The sequence below is a fragment of the Siminovitchia terrae genome (assembly GCF_003605405.2).
GTDB classification, from domain to species: domain Bacteria; phylum Bacillota; class Bacilli; order Bacillales; family Bacillaceae_C; genus Siminovitchia; species Siminovitchia terrae.
Map to the genome: position 1 here is coordinate 29,521 of NZ_QYTW02000037.1, position 15,180 is coordinate 44,700.

A 15,180-nucleotide genomic window follows, 5' to 3' on the forward strand; every position below is an offset into this window, starting at 1 on the left:
GGCTAATGATGGCGGCAAAACAACCCTACAGCTCAGTTCTCAAATCCCAAAGCTCAGGGAAAAATCGATGATCCAATACTTGCTTCAAGTAGTTGACTCCTGAAGATCCTCCAGTACCCATTTTAAACCCGATGATTCTCTCAACAGTTTTCATATGACGGAAACGCCATTGCTGAAGCCAATCTTCGATATCAACAAGCTTTTCCGCAAGTTCATACAAGCTCCAATATTTGTCTACATTGCGGTAAACCTCTCTCCAAGCTGCTGCCACGGTAGGATCACCCGAATAGATTTGTGAAAAGTCGCGGTCCAACAGTTCCGGGTTAATATCGAATCCTGCGCGAGCCAAAGCCTTGATAGCTACATCGTAAATGCTTGGAGCCTTGTATGCCAGCATAAGGGCTTCGTGCACCTCAGGATCTTTCTCGTAGATTTTTAAAATATGGGTTGATTTATAACCAAGCGCAAATTCAATCAGCCTGTATTGATATGATTGAAAGCCTGAAGCCTGGCCAAGAGAATCGCGGAACTCCAAATATTCGGCTGGAGTCAATGTGGAGAGCACATCCCATGCCTGTATGATCTGGGTCTGAGTTTTGGATACACGAGACAGCATTTTGAAAGCCGCGTGCAGCTCTCCTTCATCAATCGCTTTAATAGCAGCCGTCATCTCATGCAGAATCAGCTTCATCCACAACTCACTCACCTGATGAATAATGATGAACAGCATTTCATCATGATGGTCTGACAGCCGTTTTTGACTTGATAAAACTTTGTCCAGGTTCAAATATTCCCCGTAAGTCATGTTATTTTTGAAATCAGTATGGATACCCTTTTCGCTTTCCAGTTTTTTATACAGCTCCGATATGGATTTTGACAATGTCTTCTCCTCCTTTTGGATGTATGTGAGCGCATTCAATAAATGAATGAATTTTAAAAGCAAGGGACGTCCGGCTTGGCCAGAGCCCCCTCCTGTTTATGCAACAACGTCGCGTTGGTTCTCAAATTTCTTGTATTCTTCGTTTTTCATAATCTTTTTCAAAATCTGAACGACCTGCCATACTTCCTCAAATGTATTGTATAGTGCGACCGGCGCCAGGCGGATTCCATTGGGCGTACGGAAATCCGGAATAATGTTATTTTCCTTAAGAGCTTTGCAAATCCTTGCAGCTTCTTGATGCTCTAGGAAAATATGGCCGCCTCTTTTTTTATCATCCCGAGGATTGGCCACGGTAAAATTAAACTCTTCTAATTCTGCATCAATCAATGTCATCATGTATTCTGTCATTTTCAAAGACTTGTTCCGGATTCTCTCAATCCCTGCTTCTTCAAACATCGACAATGATCCCAACAGTGGAGCAGCACTAAGCAAGTGTGGGGTCCCCATTTGCATCGATCCAGCATCGGGTGCCGCCGTCAATTCATGCTCCATGTCAAATTGCTTATTTTTATCCGAGCTGAACCAGCCTGCCAACCCTGGGCTTGTGCCAAAATGTTTCTTGTTCACATACATGCCGGCAACCGAACCTGGTCCGCCGTTTAGATGCTTATACGTACACCAAAAAGCGAAATCCACATTCCATTCACTCAAAGAATGAGGAACAGAACCGATGGAATGGCATAGATCAAACGCAATCAATATGCCCCGCTCATGTGCCGCTTTAGTCAATCGTTCCATATCTAAAATTTGTCCACTACGGTACAAAACTCCCGCAAGAATAATGATCGCCACTTCATCAGACATTGCCTTGATAATATCATCCTCATCGAGTGTCTGCCCATCTCTGCTTTTCACCTGTATCAAATGCTCTTCAGGGTCTAGCCCATGAACTCGAAGCTGGCTTTTAATCGCATATATATCCGTTGGGAAGTTCAATTCATCCGCTAAAATTTTCGTTCTTTTTCCATTCGGCTTATAAAAAGTCGATAAGATCTGATGCAAATTAGCCGTCGTGGATCCGGTTACAATAACTTCCTTAGGATCAGCTCCAATAAGTGAAGCGCTTTTTTCACCAAGCTTTTCTGAAAAATAAAACCATGGGTTTTCTCCCTTTAACCAGCCGTCAATTCCGAACTCCTTCCATGAATCAAGCATGGACAAAAGTGAATCTTCCGCTCTTTTTGACAACAGTCCTAAGGAATTCCCATCAAAGTAGATTGTTCCGGGCTGGATATAAAACTCATCCCGAAACTTCTTCAAACTGTCCTCTCCGTCCAACTGACGGGCATACTCTCTTGATAATTTCTCAGCCATATTACCTACTCCTTCACCCTTGAATTTTCAGTATAAATTTACTATACCCGAATAGTTTATCATCAGTCAATGATATTGTGTCAATGACATTATATCATCCATTTGATTGCCTGTGGACATTGAACAAGGTAAAATAGGATAAAACACCAAGGAAGGAGCAAATAGAATGGACGGTTCTGAGCACCTGTCCAAGCGACAGCTCCAAGCACTGCAGACGAGGGAAAACTTGTTGAATGCGGGGCGTTCGGTATTTTTGGAAAAAGGGTTTCAAAAAGCAACCATGACGCAGATCAATAAGCTTGCACACACAGGCTATGGAACAGCATACGTCTATTTCAAAAACAAAGACGATCTGTTTACAGAATTGATGGAAACAATCATGCAGAAAATGTATGACGTTGCAGCACTTCCCTTTAAACCCAGTTCCAAAGAGGAAGCCTTCGCACAGATACTAGAGCAAACCCGTCTTTTCATGAAATCGTCATTGGAAGAAAAAGAAGTGATGAAGGTTGTAAAGGAAGCAATCGGAGTTTCTGCAATCGTTGAAGAAAAGTGGAATAATATCCGCGCCCGCTTTATCAGAGGAATTACAAAAGATATTTTATTTGTCCAGGAAGCCGGACTGGCCAATGAAAAATTCGATGCTTCCCTGATCGCAAAGGGATGGTTTTACATGAATGAGCAGGTCATGTGGGAGCTTGTCCTTGGAAAAATTGAAGATGATCTGAATGCAGTATCTGAAAACCTGACAAAGTTATATACGGGGGGACTGTATAAATAGCATTCCGAAAGAAGCGCAAGGGAAAATGCGTAGAGGTGTTTGGCTTGAATCCCCTCGATGAAAGCACCACGTCGGCATTCTGCCGCTTCACTTGACTAGAAGTAGTACAACTTGTTTGAATAGGGACTAATTTTTACTTTTTTCCTTTAAGAAAGCCTTTGAGCAAACTGCTCAAAGGCTTTAAAACCACAAACAAAATATCCTTGAAAATGAAAAGCTTTTTGCGCCCAGTATCATTCTCATGCATTAGAGGGGCTTCATTCATTTGAAAAATAAGTTATCAAATGCGCCTTGGCGTATTTGCGCCCAGATTTTATCGAGCTCCGCTCGATAAATTTCCGCTGAAAATCTGTGGCATCCGCCGGAGGCTTTGACTTTATTCAGCCGGGGTTTGTACCCCCACTGAATGGAATACCAATAGGCATTCATCTCACCACTTACTGAAGTGGGAGATTTCAGCTGAATGAAGTTAAATGCCAAACCCCACTTTGGAATAATCCGCTTCTCCCCACTCCTGGGTACGGGTCTTCTCGTTCGCTGCTTCAAGATTTTTAATGATACCGTCAGTATCAACCGCTTGGTCGTAATGCCACTGAAGAGCCGCGGATGTGTACAGCTCGTTTAACTGGGCAATGGAGAACTTTTCGGTCTGCTCTGCAATATAAATAATATCCGATTTCGACATAAACCGCTCCATCTGTTTGATTTGAAGAAGATATTGAAGTCGAAGATCGAAATCCGGGCGCTTAATCTCGTAGGCACGATCAAATCGGCCAGCACGATTGATTAAAGCAGGATCGATTTTTTCCGGATAATTAGTTGTACCGATTAAGAAAATTCCCTCTTTCGAAGTAGCTCCATCTAAAGTATTCAAGAACACGGATCTCGAAGATTCCGGCATGGAGTCAATATCCTCAATCACCAAAACCATCGGCGCCATCTTCGCCACGATGGAAAAGACCTCTTTAATGGAATAACTCGTTGTATATTCCGTGATCTGCCAATAAGCAACAGGAGCATCAATACTGCCTGCAATGGATTTCACGAGGGTCGTTTTCCCATTGCCTGGTTGCCCATAAAGCAGAATCCCCCGCTTATAAGGGATATTATAAGTTTTAAAAAAATCGCCACTTTCGTTGAAGAACTCGTCAATGGAACGGTAGATTTCCGATTTCAGCCCCTCTTCCAGCAGTACGTCGTCCCTGAGAACAAGGGAAGTGACCTTCTCCTTTTCCCGTTCTACACCTTCTTCAGTGTCGGTGAAGACGCTGACGGAATCCTTCATGATTTCCTTTTGGCGTCTGTAGACATATTGCAAAAATGCAAGCAGGCTCTCATCACTTTTGGCATAGATAAACTCATGCTGATAATCTGTAAAGCTTTGAAAAATGGGCAACTTGACCAATGCAATTTCAAAATCCGGGTAAAAATAAACGGCGTTATTAATGGATGGTTTTATGACAAAGCCATTCTCGTTTTGCTCATAATCAATACATCCGGTTTCCACATGATCATAAATATATGAAAGTAGTTCTGCTTTACCACAAGCTAAATCCTCTTCGAGGACATTCCAGATTTCCTCCACATTTTCATTGTCCAGATACATTTTCAGTATGAGGCCGGTCTGCTTTAAAATAAATCCATGAACTCGGTCCAGCGCCACACCGTAATCGTAATAGTTCGGCAAAATTTCGCGGTTATTTTCTGGTAATCGAATAATGAATGATTCTTTCAATGTCATTTCCTTCCGTCTATATAGGCTGTATTACACATTTTAGTTTACTGGAAAATGAACAAATTGAAAAGGCAATCCGATTTTCAAACTAGCGAATAATGCCAAGCCGAAAAAATTGTAATCTTAATTCTCCCAGAGACATGCTACGATTAGTAACCAGTTTTACGGGCAATTTAAAAACGGGCAACTTTACGCTCGAAAACTGCCCGTTTTCCAAGAAAGATCCTAATTACTTACCAAATTGAGCATTTCATAGAAAGACATTGAATCCGGTTCCTCAGTCACCAAAAGAAAACATTCTTTTAGCTTATTACATACCGGGATGCCCTTTCGGAAATAATATGAGCTCTTCCTTAAATGGAAACAATTTCATCTCTCTCGCCTTTTCTCCGTGATTGATCATGATTTCGTGGAAGATCTCCTGATCGGTTTTTCCATCCGTGTTTACACCTAGCTTCTGAGCCGCATTGTGAATCATTGTTTTTCTTACATCCATAGCCACCTCACGAAGATCTCTGCCCTCCGTTTGAATGCCGTATTCTTTGGCATATTTCAGGATTTGAGCCTTACGCACCTCGTAAGTGAGCTCTTTCAAAGATTTTCCTTCACTGGAAATCCCCAGTTCAGCAGCTTCTTTTTTCACCTTTACTTCTTTAATTTCTTTCTTTAGGGTTTTGATGTCTTTTCCCTGCGTGCTTATTCCATATTGTTGTGCAATTTTTGTCACCCAAACCGTTTCAATCTCTTTCTCCAATTGTTCTGTACTTTTTCCTTCAGTTGAAATGCCCAATCCTTCCGCATGCTTTTTGATGGAAACATCACGTATTTCCTTCTTGAGCGTTTCCATATCCTTGCCTTCCGTATCAATGCCCAGCATTTCTGCATATTTCTTCGTCATTTCCGGGTCGTTTTTAAATTGGCGTTCTCCCCATTTCGCGTCATGCATTTCCGCTGACACAGTTGATCCCATGCCACCAAGGACCCCCAGGGCGATAATCCCTGCAAAAAAATATGTAGCCAGCCTCTTCATTCAAGCTTCCTCCTTTAAGTGAATATTTCACTTTTAGCATGCCCTTTCCCGGACAGAGCATGAATAATTAATATAAATTTTTCATATAAAAAGACGATACACTTTGCGCATATCGCCTTTAAGTATTACAACATAAATCTGAATAGAGGAAATATTCCATGTGCGATTAACCAACTTTATCTTCAGTTACGATAACAGAACTAGAATTATTATTTTTTATTTTTTCAAATAGGATATAGAAAATTCCCGCGGACAGCAACCCCACAAGCGGCGAAATAAAGAAGTTTGTTTTCAATGAAATATAACTTAAAACTCCTCCAATTATCCATGCGAATAATGCTGTTTTATTAATCCAAGATTCATTTTTAGACTTTTTTATAAAAAACCCCTCAGCAATAATAATTCCAGGAATTGGCGGGATTAATATTGATAAGAATTGGATGATCGGCATGATGTACGCGAAGATACCTCCTGCCGCAAAAATCGCAGCGGCTGTTGCTACAATTGTAGCTGTATGTTTATGCTTCACTTTTCCATGGAGTTTTGTCTCTTTGATGATATTTTGAAGTGCCAAACTGCCTGTATAAATTTCTTTGTCTTCAGTTGTCCACAAACAGAATACTGCTGTGATAAATGCGACAAATCCAAGACCTGACTGAATCATTGCCTGGATAAAGTCTGTTTCTCCAGTACTAATAGCAACAATTGCCCCAGCAATTTGAAAGCCTAAGCACCCAATAGAAAAGGCAATAATTCCCGCAATGACAACATGGGTTTTCCTTTTGGCAAAACGAGTCACGTCCGCCGTTATTGTTGCACCATAAATCCATCCGCCTACTATCGCAGCAGTAGCCGCTGTAAATGTCAATGAGGTTTCTGGAACATAATTGACTACATTTGATAAACCGCCCTCTGAAAAAGCAACAAATACTACTCCAAATATTGATAATAATATTGCAGCCGGCACTCCGATATTACTCATTAATGCTAAACCTTTATATCCTCTCATAGCTGATAAAAGCCATAAAAACACTACTATCGCAGCTGTCAATGGAATTGGTATGGGCCACCAAGAGAACAAAGAATTGACTAATCTTGAAAATATATCACCATTCATGGAAATCCATGTGAGCGCTGATAAAAATAACAACACAGAGAATATATACGAACCAATTTTCCCAAAGGCATTCCTTGACAAAAATGTACTAGAGAGACCTTCTTTGGAAGCCAGCATTCCCATAAATATTACAACTGCCATCAAAACGAGATTCCCTACTATCAATGCCAGCATAGCTTTAGCGAATGGTAATTGAGATGCTACCATTCCGCCTATGATAAAATTAGATAATGCAATTGGAAAGCCCGCTAAAACAACTGTTAAACTCAACAAATTCTTTCTCTTATCCTCTGGTACTCTCTCAAAAGCATATTCAAAGGCTGGATCCTGTGGGAATGATTCAACTTTCTCTTTCATAAACTACACCTCCAATTAATTTGTAATACTGGCAGGCTACCTATCTAACAATTAGATATATGTAGCCTGCATCTAACATTCAAGTTACAAAATCAGATCAGTTATCTTAAGCCATCTTTGCCAACAATATCTTCTTTTAAAAGTCCACCCAGTCTTGAGTTAGGACGCCCCCCGTTAGCAATTACAGATATAATGGCTATTTCATCATCCAAAGGTGCGTCGCTTAAAGTAAGAGTCATACCGTCTAGGTGGGAACGGACATACAACGCGTCTTTATGCGCCAGCGGCACATCAATCATTGTCCCTGCAGCGCCTTTCTTTTTCATAGATGGAATCCAAGCGACTCCACCACCTACTGCACTGCGCAACTCTTCACCAAATATATTTGTCAACATCGCTACACCATGTTCCTGCTCGCCAGCAAGTCCTACTAAAGCACCTTTACCATAGCTTTCAACAGAATAATTCCCCATTGCTTCAACAGCCATCATGCTAATTTTTCTTCCTATTTCTTTGCTTTCTTCGATGAGATAGCTTAAATCCTCCTGATACACCCCTGCATACGGGTTTTTTACAACTGCCACCACTGCTACCTTTCTTAACGGAGTATTAACCTTTTGTCCTTGATCACTATATATTTCTTCAACCACAGTATATATTTTTCTTAATTCCATTTTCCTTTATCCCCTTTATAGTGAATTCCTGTTTCTTTAACGATTAATACATTGTCCCTGATTCATAGATTGGCTGCCTTGCTGTTGGTGGAGTGTTCCTACTTTGGTTAACCCGGACTTTTCCATCAATCATTACCATCGCAACCGCAGGGATATCTCCGCATTCAATCGCGGACAGTGCATCTTCTCCGGATGAACCGATCGGTGAGTCAATAACTACAAGATCTGCTTCTCTCCCAGCAGCAATCATTGAAGTATTCAATTCAAAAACCTTAGATGTGTTACCTGTAGCACATGCAATCACTTGCTCTGCAGGTATGTCTGACATTGCCGCTGTCTGAACGATCGTTCTTAACATACCCAGCGGCATGACTCCACTCCCTGAAGGGGAGTCTGTTCCCAAGATAAGACGTTCAAGCTGGCCATTCTCCTTTAGCCTCCGTGCAATATGATCCGCTGCTTTCATATTGCCACACTGAACAATTTCCAATGGTATGGCACTTTCATCAATCAGCTTGTCTATTTCTTTAATAGAAATGGCTGTCGGACCGCCATTTGTATGCGACGACAACGTTGGTGCCACGTTCATAACCATTTCTGCTGTTACAATCGAACTTCCCGGAATTGAGATACCGCCAGTATGCATGGCCACTTTCATGCCATATTTTTTAGCCCATTCAACCATTGGTGCAGCTTCCTCTGCCTCTTTTATACTTCCAAGGCCCACTTCTCCAACTAACCACAGTCCTTCATCAGCCAGCTCTTTAAAGTCTTCTTCAACTAAACCTTTTTCGAGTATTAAAGCACCTGCATACACCTTTATCCCTTTCGGTCGGAATTTTGCAAATGATTTATGTGCAAGAACTGCAAGAGCCTTTACGCCTGCAGGATCTGTCGGCCTTCCCGGTGTATGCACTTCACCAGCCGAAATAATAGAAGTGACACCCCCATGAACTGAGCCCTCAAGAAAGTTGAAGCTGTTTTGTCTAGGCGTGTAATCACCAAGCACCGGGTGTGTATGACTATCTATTAAGCCTGGAATAACAGTCGCCCCCTGAACATCTATCCATACATCCACTCGATAGTTTTCTAATACGTTAGTTGTCCCAGCAGCCTCTATTACTCCCTCCTTGACAATAATTGTATTGCCTTCGATTATAGGATGATTAATATCACCGCTTACAATTGTGCCGATATTTGTTAAAGCCGTAATTGTCATCAGGATGCTACCTCCGTTTTGCAATAATTAAAAGATCAAATGCGCCTTGGCGTATTTGCGCCCAGATTTTATCGAGCTCCGCTCGATAAATTTCCTCTGAAAATCTATGGCATCCGCCGGAGGCTGTGACTTTATTCAGCCGGGGTTTGCCCCCCACTGAATGGAATACCAATAGGCATTCATCTCACCATTTACAGAAGTAGGAGATTTCTGCTGAATGAAGTTAAATATTCTTATCCTTCAGTTGATGAATGCTCTTCATTTCTTCGATAACGTCATCAGAAGCTACTACTCTGCCGAATGCCTCGGCAATAAGATTAAGCTCCATTTTGCACCAATCTTCTGCAGTAGCTCCTGCATGGTCATAGGAACTGACGGCATCAGATATGACAGTGACATCATAGTGTTTGTGATAAGCCGCCCGGACTGTACTATCAACACACCAATTCAAAACTGTCCCTGCCACAAGCAATTGGGATACATCCAAGCTTTTAAGAGTCGCATCCAAATCCGTCTCTGCAAAACAGTCATATCCAAATTTTTTGATAACCCTTTCATTAGGAAGCGGCTTTAACTCAGGATAAATTTCTGTTTCAAATTTTCCATCCCACAACTCACAATATGGAGCTTCAACTCTCAAGCCTCTTTGTTCCGCGATTTTCCAATAAAACTTATAATGAAAATCGGGCCGTATACAAAATTCCGTATAAATGATAGGAATACCCTTTCCTCGGCAATAGGAAAGCATTTTTTTTATAACAGGGACCTGCTCGCGAGCCATTGGCACTTCCAATGGAGATCCTTTCTCTAAAAAGGCATTTTGCATATCGATAACCAGTAAAGCACTTTTTATTGGATCCATCTGAAAAACAGGCTTCCATTCCCAATAATCTTTTGCCATTTTACTCCCCTCCTTTTTGTTCGTCTTACCTATTTGTTATTCGCAAGAATAATGCCAACCATAATAAACGGTAAAATTCATTTTTTTTCATTATTTTTATATCAGTTATGACATATACGTCAAAAATGACATGTCAAAAATGACATATTTAATCAATGTTCAGCTTTTTCATTTTTCTAATTAAAGTACTTAGGCTAACCCCTATAAGGTCCGCTGCTTTAGCCTGTGTTTTTCCGATGTCCAATGCCCGGCTGATCAAATCAAATTCCATTTGATTGGTTGCTTGCTGGAGTGTGAACAGCGGTTGATTATTTTCTTCCATAGGATAAAGCTTTAATTTATCAGCATGATGATTAGAATTATTCGGAAAGATTTCAGGAGTCAAAATGTCACCTACAGCTGTTACAACCATCCGCTCGATTACGTTTGCCAATTCTCGAATATTTCCGGGCCACCTATATGTCAATAAAATATCCATTAATTCATTTGAAATTATTTTATTGAGTCCATACTTTCTATTGTATAAATTTAGGTAATGTACCGAGAGCGGAAGTATATCTTCTTCTCTGGCCCGCAACGGAGGAAGCGAGAGAGGGACAACATTCAGACGATAATATAAATCTTCCCTGAACTTTTCTTCATCAATTAATCTTAATAAATCTTTATTAGTCGCGGAAATGAGACGGACATTCAACTTGACCGGCTTTGTTCCTCCGACTCTCGTCACTTCTTTCTCCTGTATCACATGCAAAAGTTTAACCTGTAATTTAAGTGGAAGTTCAGCTATTTCATCTAAAAACAATGTCCCGCCTTCCGCCAACTCAAACATCCCCGGCTTTCCGTTCCTGTTGGCTCCAGTAAATGCCCCACCCACATAACCAAACAGCTCCGACTCTAATAATTCCTGTGGAATGGCGCCGCAGTTTACTATAATAAAAGGCTGATCCTGCCCTCTTTGACTATTCTGATGAATAAACCTTGCAATTACCCCTTTACCTACGCCAGACTCACCTGTTAATAAAACAGTACTTTCCACTCTGGCTACACGAGAGGCCAAGTCCAGCAGATCTTCCATCACTTTGCTCTCAGCAATGATGCTGTCTTCGTTTGTCTGTTTCAATCTGATTTGAGAAATCTCATTATGATACCTTTCTGCAAGCTTTTCTTTGCGTTCAAGATTTTCTTTTAATTGATAAAGCTCTGTTACATCCCGAATATTAATGATGACTTGATATAATTCATTATTTTCATCGAATATAGGACTACCTGTCATCATCGCCTGCTTTCCGGACTTCATTTTTTGAATGATCGTCGTTGGTTTTTTCGTCTGAATCACTTTCATTGTCACTGAATCACTGAAGTACTTTTTTTCCACAAGATGCTCTAGCGGAATACCGATAACATCCTTCCGATTCAATCCAGTAAGCCTGTCCCATGCTTTATTAACCCTAATCGTAATGCCCTCATTGTTTGTAATGGCAAACCCATCATAGGAATGCTCTAACATTTCATTTAGTTCATTAAAACTTTTCTGCAAAAGCATCGCTTCTCCGTTTAGTTGACTTGCTTTATTCATCTCATAAGTCAAAAGAAAAGAGAGTTGTTCATTCATACTTTTTTCTGTAATGACGCCTAACAAAATATTGCTTTCCACTACGGGTAAAATAGGCAAAGCAAACTGCTGGAATTGAATTTTTTCAATCGAAGTAAATGGGGATAATACTGGTAAGTCCGTATACATAAGATCCTCTATTATCTGAATTGACCTTGACTGGGCAACGGTCTTAGCTGTTATTGCAAACATCCCCACATATTGGTTTGCATCATTGATCACAGGTGCATAATCAATACCTTTTTCGGCCAGTAAACTAACAGCATCATTATACGTAAAATCAGCTTTTAACGTACATTCATACTTTTCCATAAAATCCTTCACGACTCTGGTTTTCATAAAATTAAAAACCTCCCTTGTACCAAAATTAAGAATTAATCAAATATAAAAATCAATCATCAGTTTTTTCCAGCCATTTGATTCTCTTAAGCTTTTTTATTATAAATGAGATATTTCAAAAGAAAACAAAAAAATTCGAATACAGGACTCTTTTTGCAAGCCCATATTCGAAAACTGAATCAAATGCGCCTTGGCGTATTTGCGCCCAGATTTTACTTAATTCAGCTGGGGTTTGAACCCCCACTGAATGGAATACCAATAGGCATTCATCTCACCACGTACAGAAGTGGGAGACTTCTGCTGAATGAAGTTAAATTTACTGGTTTTTGTCCCACTGCTTGTTGCACAAGCGAATGGCTAGCTCGGCATTTTCGTCATCACTGATTCTGCTCTTCGCTTTCTTTTTGCTGCCCTTTTTGTTCAATCAGAAAAAGCTGCAATGGCTCCACGGAACCATTCATAAGTTTGTAAATGTAAGAGGAAGTGAGATGGTAACTGTTCTCGATTTTTTCGGCGAGGTAGTTGGCTCTTTCAAACAAAATGGAACGGATATTTGTCACTTGCCTGAGGATTTTTTCAGTGATCGCTTCTTGGTTATCCAATCGGCTAATCACTTCTTGATGCCTTTCTTCCTGCTTCAAAACTTGTGCAGTCATCTCTTTTTGGAGTTCATACTGCTCATTTAATTTCGTTAAAAGCTCTTCATTGTCAACTTCTACTGATTTTAAACGCTGTTCAATTTCTGCATTCGTCCCACTCACTTGCAGAAGCTGCTCCATTACTTCTTTTTTAAAGAGGATCTCCTGTTCAAGCATCTCCTCCAGTTTTTGGTTTTTCTCATCAATAGCCATTAACTGGCCCTTTACGTTTTCATGGTCTTCAGCATGATTCCTGTCATTTCTTCTTAACTCTTTCAGCTGATAATTCACTTTCTTCCATTGATTCTTTCGTATCTGTTCCTGATTTTTCATTACTTGATTCAAATCCCAAAAGGATTGCTGCAATATGGAGTTCGCTTTTTTCTGTGCCTCCATAAACTCGGACCATTCATCTATTTGAGCAACCGATTGGTTGGGTTCATCGATCTTTTCTTCAGTTTTATAAATATAGTGTTCTTCATTGAAATACAAACCCATGTTCCTTTACACCCTCCCTTGCTTATCAAATTCGTCTTGGCGTATTTGCGTCCAGATTTTATCGAGCTCCACTCGATAAATTTCCGCTGAAAATCTGTGGCATCCGCCGGAGGCTTTGACTATATTCAGCCGGGGTTGAACCCCCACTGAATGGAGCACCAATATGCATTCATCTCACCACTTACAGAAGTGGGATATTTCTGCGGAATAAAGTTAAATCCATGCATTAGCTTATGCAAAACAATTGCAAGGAGGGACGCAAAGTTCACCATACCAATTTTGACTTTTGCCAATATTTCATGGCTCAATAGTTCGGGCACAAATTCAGGTGGAAACAATCATGGTACAAAAATAGAAAAAGCTTGTAGAAACTATACTTTTCTCTACAAGCTTTTCTCTCATTGGATATAATGTTTTGACAGAATTATGGTCTAGGTTGAACCAACGTCATGCAATGTATATTGCCGCCGCTTAGAGACCACTCCTTAGTCGGAAGGCCAATCACTTTTCGGTCTGGCATCAATTCTTGAAGTATTTGAACAGCTTCCTGATCCCGAGGGTCATTAAATTGAGGAACTAGAAATCCTCCATTCACGAAATGTCCATTAATATAAGTCACTGCCAACGGCTGATTTGGTTCACGGGGCGCCGCATCCGCAGCAATATCAAAGCCTTTATTTTCCTCTTCTGTTATATGGATGACCTCCGGTATATGAATTTTATGGATTTCAAACTTTCTCCCTTTCGCATCCGTTTCTTTACTTAAAACATCATAAGCTTCTTTGAATACAGGATACTGCGGGTGATTTACATCATCAACCCATGAAAGAGCTATTACCCCTGGTTTGATGAAAAAACAAATATCATCCACATGACCGTCCGTTTCATCATATAACATACCTCTTTTTAGCCAAATCACTTTGTCCAAGCCTAGATATTCCTTGCAGTTCCTTTCCACTTCTTCTTTTGACATATCCCCGTTCCGATTCGGATTCAGGTTGCACTGTTCAGTCAAAATAATAGTGCCTTCTCCGTCATAATGTGTGGCTCCTCCTTCAAGAATAAAGTGTTTTGCATCATATGAATCTATATTTTCAAGTTCAAATAGCTTTTGTGCAAATTGCTGATCCAAATCCCACGGAAAATAAAGACCGTCTTTGAGCCCTCCATATGCATTAAAGCCAAATTGAACTCCTCTCATTTCACCTTCATCATTGATCACGTAAAATGCCCCTTTATCCTGAACCCATGATTCATTCGTCGATATTTCCACAACCCGGACTCTTTCAGATAATCTTGCTCTTGCATTTTCATACTGATCCGCAGAACAGATGACCGTCATTTCTTCAAATTCTGCAATGGTATTTGCAACGATGACTGCCACTTCCTGAGCCGGTTTTCCCCCATTCCTGAATGCAAAGCCTTTTTCTGGCCAGATAATGAATGATCCCTTATGCGGTTCGAATTCTCCCGGAATTCTAAATCCGTCTTTTTTTGGTGTGCTGTTTTTAATTGTTCTTGCCATAGTGATTCTCCTCTTTTTCATATGATGTGATTTTTTTATGTTTTAATGATCATTATTAAGTTCTTGCCGACTAACTTTAAAAAGTTTGGTCAAATATAAAAAATGAAAACAAGCAATGTTTGTCCAACACAAAACATATAGTTTTTGAACCTCTCGCCACTTAACAACCTTACGGTCTGTTTGAAGTGGGAGATTCCTAAGAACACCTTCGTAACCGAAAGTTTTGATTAGGCTATCCCCGTAGTTCCTACGGTTAGAAGTCTTATAGCTTCGTTTCTAAGGTTTTGTCCTGCGTTAATATCTCTATCGTGATGTGTGCCACAAGATGGACAATCCCACTCACGAAGATTTAAATTCTTAACGTCTTTGTTTTGGTAACCACAACATGAACATAGTTGAGAACTTGCGAATGTCTTTGACACAGCCACTACTTGCTTGCCATACCATTTTGCTTTGTATTCCAGCATCGTTCTAAATTGTGACCACGATACTTCACTAAT

17 protein-coding genes are annotated in these 15,180 nt (G+C 40.4%); 1 reads left to right on the forward strand and 16 read right to left on the reverse strand.

From position 1 onward, the window contains the following. Window positions 1-25 precede the first annotated feature (25 nt). Both kynA and kynU read right to left on the reverse strand, forming a co-directional pair. On the reverse strand, window positions 26-805 hold the full coding sequence (gene kynA, locus D5F11_RS23480; protein ID WP_244862005.1) for a tryptophan 2,3-dioxygenase: 780 nt from the start codon (window positions 803-805) through the stop codon (window positions 26-28). Between the two features lie 171 nt (window positions 806-976). Beyond that, window positions 977-2,254: a kynureninase gene (gene kynU, locus D5F11_RS23485; protein ID WP_120119126.1), complete on the reverse strand. Its 1,278-nt coding sequence runs from the start codon at window positions 2,252-2,254 to the stop codon at window positions 977-979. A 166-nt stretch (window positions 2,255-2,420) separates the two neighbouring features. On the opposite strand from kynU, the gene D5F11_RS23490 reads away from it, so the two are divergent. Next, window positions 2,421-3,035, forward strand: a complete 615-nt coding sequence (locus tag D5F11_RS23490) for a TetR/AcrR family transcriptional regulator (protein ID WP_120119125.1) — start codon at window positions 2,421-2,423, stop codon at window positions 3,033-3,035. 261 nt (window positions 3,036-3,296) lie between these two features. Here the strand turns inward: D5F11_RS23490 and D5F11_RS26990 are convergent, their stop codons facing one another. The 14 genes from D5F11_RS26990 to D5F11_RS23540 all read right to left on the reverse strand — a co-directional run. After that, the gene (locus tag D5F11_RS26990; RefSeq protein WP_185830880.1) at window positions 3,297-3,464 is read right to left on the reverse strand and encodes a hypothetical protein; all 168 of its coding nucleotides are present in this window, start codon (window positions 3,462-3,464) and stop codon (window positions 3,297-3,299) included. Window positions 3,465-3,504: 40 nt separating this feature from the next. After that, entirely contained in the window at window positions 3,505-4,776 is a 1,272-nt protein-coding gene (locus D5F11_RS23495) for an ATP-binding protein (protein WP_120119123.1), read from the reverse strand. Window positions 4,777-5,080: 304 nt separating this feature from the next. Further along, window positions 5,081-5,800, reverse strand: coding sequence for a hypothetical protein (locus D5F11_RS23500; protein WP_120119122.1), 720 nt, complete (start codon window positions 5,798-5,800; stop codon window positions 5,081-5,083). A 166-nt stretch (window positions 5,801-5,966) separates the two neighbouring features. Next, complete coding sequence (locus D5F11_RS23505; protein WP_120119121.1) at window positions 5,967-7,274, reverse strand: purine-cytosine permease family protein; 1,308 nt, start codon at window positions 7,272-7,274, stop codon at window positions 5,967-5,969. A 101-nt stretch (window positions 7,275-7,375) separates the two neighbouring features. Continuing rightward, a complete protein-coding gene (locus tag D5F11_RS23510; RefSeq protein ID WP_120119120.1) occupies window positions 7,376-7,948 on the reverse strand; it encodes an amino acid synthesis family protein in 573 nt (190 codons plus the stop codon). Window positions 7,949-7,991: 43 nt separating this feature from the next. After that, window positions 7,992-9,167 carry an amidohydrolase family protein gene (locus D5F11_RS23515; RefSeq protein WP_120119119.1) on the reverse strand — a complete coding sequence of 392 codons (1,176 nt, stop codon included), beginning with the start codon at window positions 9,165-9,167 and terminating at the stop codon, window positions 7,992-7,994. A 7-nt stretch (window positions 9,168-9,174) separates the two neighbouring features. Further along, window positions 9,175-9,339, reverse strand: coding sequence for a hypothetical protein (locus tag D5F11_RS26995; protein ID WP_185830881.1), 165 nt, complete (start codon window positions 9,337-9,339; stop codon window positions 9,175-9,177). A gap of 51 nt (window positions 9,340-9,390) precedes the next feature. Beyond that, complete coding sequence (locus D5F11_RS23520) at window positions 9,391-10,068, reverse strand: cysteine hydrolase family protein (RefSeq protein ID WP_120119118.1); 678 nt, start codon at window positions 10,066-10,068, stop codon at window positions 9,391-9,393. A gap of 148 nt (window positions 10,069-10,216) precedes the next feature. Further along, window positions 10,217-12,019 (reverse strand): sigma 54-interacting transcriptional regulator, encoded by a 1,803-nt coding sequence (locus D5F11_RS23525; protein WP_120119117.1) that lies wholly within the window; start codon window positions 12,017-12,019, stop codon window positions 10,217-10,219. Window positions 12,020-12,134: 115 nt separating this feature from the next. Further along, window positions 12,135-12,278, reverse strand: coding sequence for a hypothetical protein (locus D5F11_RS27000; protein ID WP_185830882.1), 144 nt, complete (start codon window positions 12,276-12,278; stop codon window positions 12,135-12,137). 118 nt (window positions 12,279-12,396) lie between these two features. Next, window positions 12,397-13,155: a coiled-coil domain-containing protein gene (locus D5F11_RS23530; RefSeq protein WP_120119116.1), complete on the reverse strand. Its 759-nt coding sequence runs from the start codon at window positions 13,153-13,155 to the stop codon at window positions 12,397-12,399. 6 nt (window positions 13,156-13,161) lie between these two features. After that, on the reverse strand, window positions 13,162-13,317 hold the full coding sequence (locus D5F11_RS27005; RefSeq protein WP_185830883.1) for a hypothetical protein: 156 nt from the start codon (window positions 13,315-13,317) through the stop codon (window positions 13,162-13,164). Between the two features lie 262 nt (window positions 13,318-13,579). Then, entirely contained in the window at window positions 13,580-14,680 is a 1,101-nt protein-coding gene (aguA, locus tag D5F11_RS23535; RefSeq protein WP_120119115.1) for an agmatine deiminase, read from the reverse strand. Window positions 14,681-14,907: 227 nt separating this feature from the next. Further along, the coding region (locus tag D5F11_RS23540; protein WP_143253789.1) for an RNA-guided endonuclease TnpB family protein at window positions 14,908-15,180 on the reverse strand (273 nt) is incomplete at its 5' end.

What these genes read in the sequence shown, in the direction of transcription:
- aguA (WP_120119115.1), bottom strand. Translation starts at nt 14,680, where the DNA reads ATGGCAAGAACAATTAAAAACAGCACACCAAAAAAAGACGGATTTAGA.
- D5F11_RS23525 (WP_120119117.1), bottom strand. Translation starts at nt 12,019, where the DNA reads ATGAAAACCAGAGTCGTGAAGGATTTTATGGAAAAGTATGAATGTACG.
- D5F11_RS23515 (WP_120119119.1), bottom strand. Translation starts at nt 9,167, where the DNA reads ATGACAATTACGGCTTTAACAAATATCGGCACAATTGTAAGCGGTGAT.
- D5F11_RS26990 (WP_185830880.1), bottom strand. Translation starts at nt 3,464, where the DNA reads ATGAATGCCTATTGGTATTCCATTCAGTGGGGGTACAAACCCCGGCTG.
- kynA (WP_244862005.1), bottom strand. Translation starts at nt 805, where the DNA reads ATGACTTACGGGGAATATTTGAACCTGGACAAAGTTTTATCAAGTCAA.
- D5F11_RS23510 (WP_120119120.1), bottom strand. Translation starts at nt 7,948, where the DNA reads ATGGAATTAAGAAAAATATATACTGTGGTTGAAGAAATATATAGTGAT.
- kynU (WP_120119126.1), bottom strand. Translation starts at nt 2,254, where the DNA reads ATGGCTGAGAAATTATCAAGAGAGTATGCCCGTCAGTTGGACGGAGAG.
- D5F11_RS23530 (WP_120119116.1), bottom strand. Translation starts at nt 13,155, where the DNA reads ATGGGTTTGTATTTCAATGAAGAACACTATATTTATAAAACTGAAGAA.
- D5F11_RS23490 (WP_120119125.1), top strand. Translation starts at nt 2,421, where the DNA reads ATGGACGGTTCTGAGCACCTGTCCAAGCGACAGCTCCAAGCACTGCAG.
- D5F11_RS23500 (WP_120119122.1), bottom strand. Translation starts at nt 5,800, where the DNA reads ATGAAGAGGCTGGCTACATATTTTTTTGCAGGGATTATCGCCCTGGGG.
- D5F11_RS23505 (WP_120119121.1), bottom strand. Translation starts at nt 7,274, where the DNA reads ATGAAAGAGAAAGTTGAATCATTCCCACAGGATCCAGCCTTTGAATAT.
- D5F11_RS23520 (WP_120119118.1), bottom strand. Translation starts at nt 10,068, where the DNA reads ATGGCAAAAGATTATTGGGAATGGAAGCCTGTTTTTCAGATGGATCCA.
- D5F11_RS23495 (WP_120119123.1), bottom strand. Translation starts at nt 4,776, where the DNA reads ATGACATTGAAAGAATCATTCATTATTCGATTACCAGAAAATAACCGC.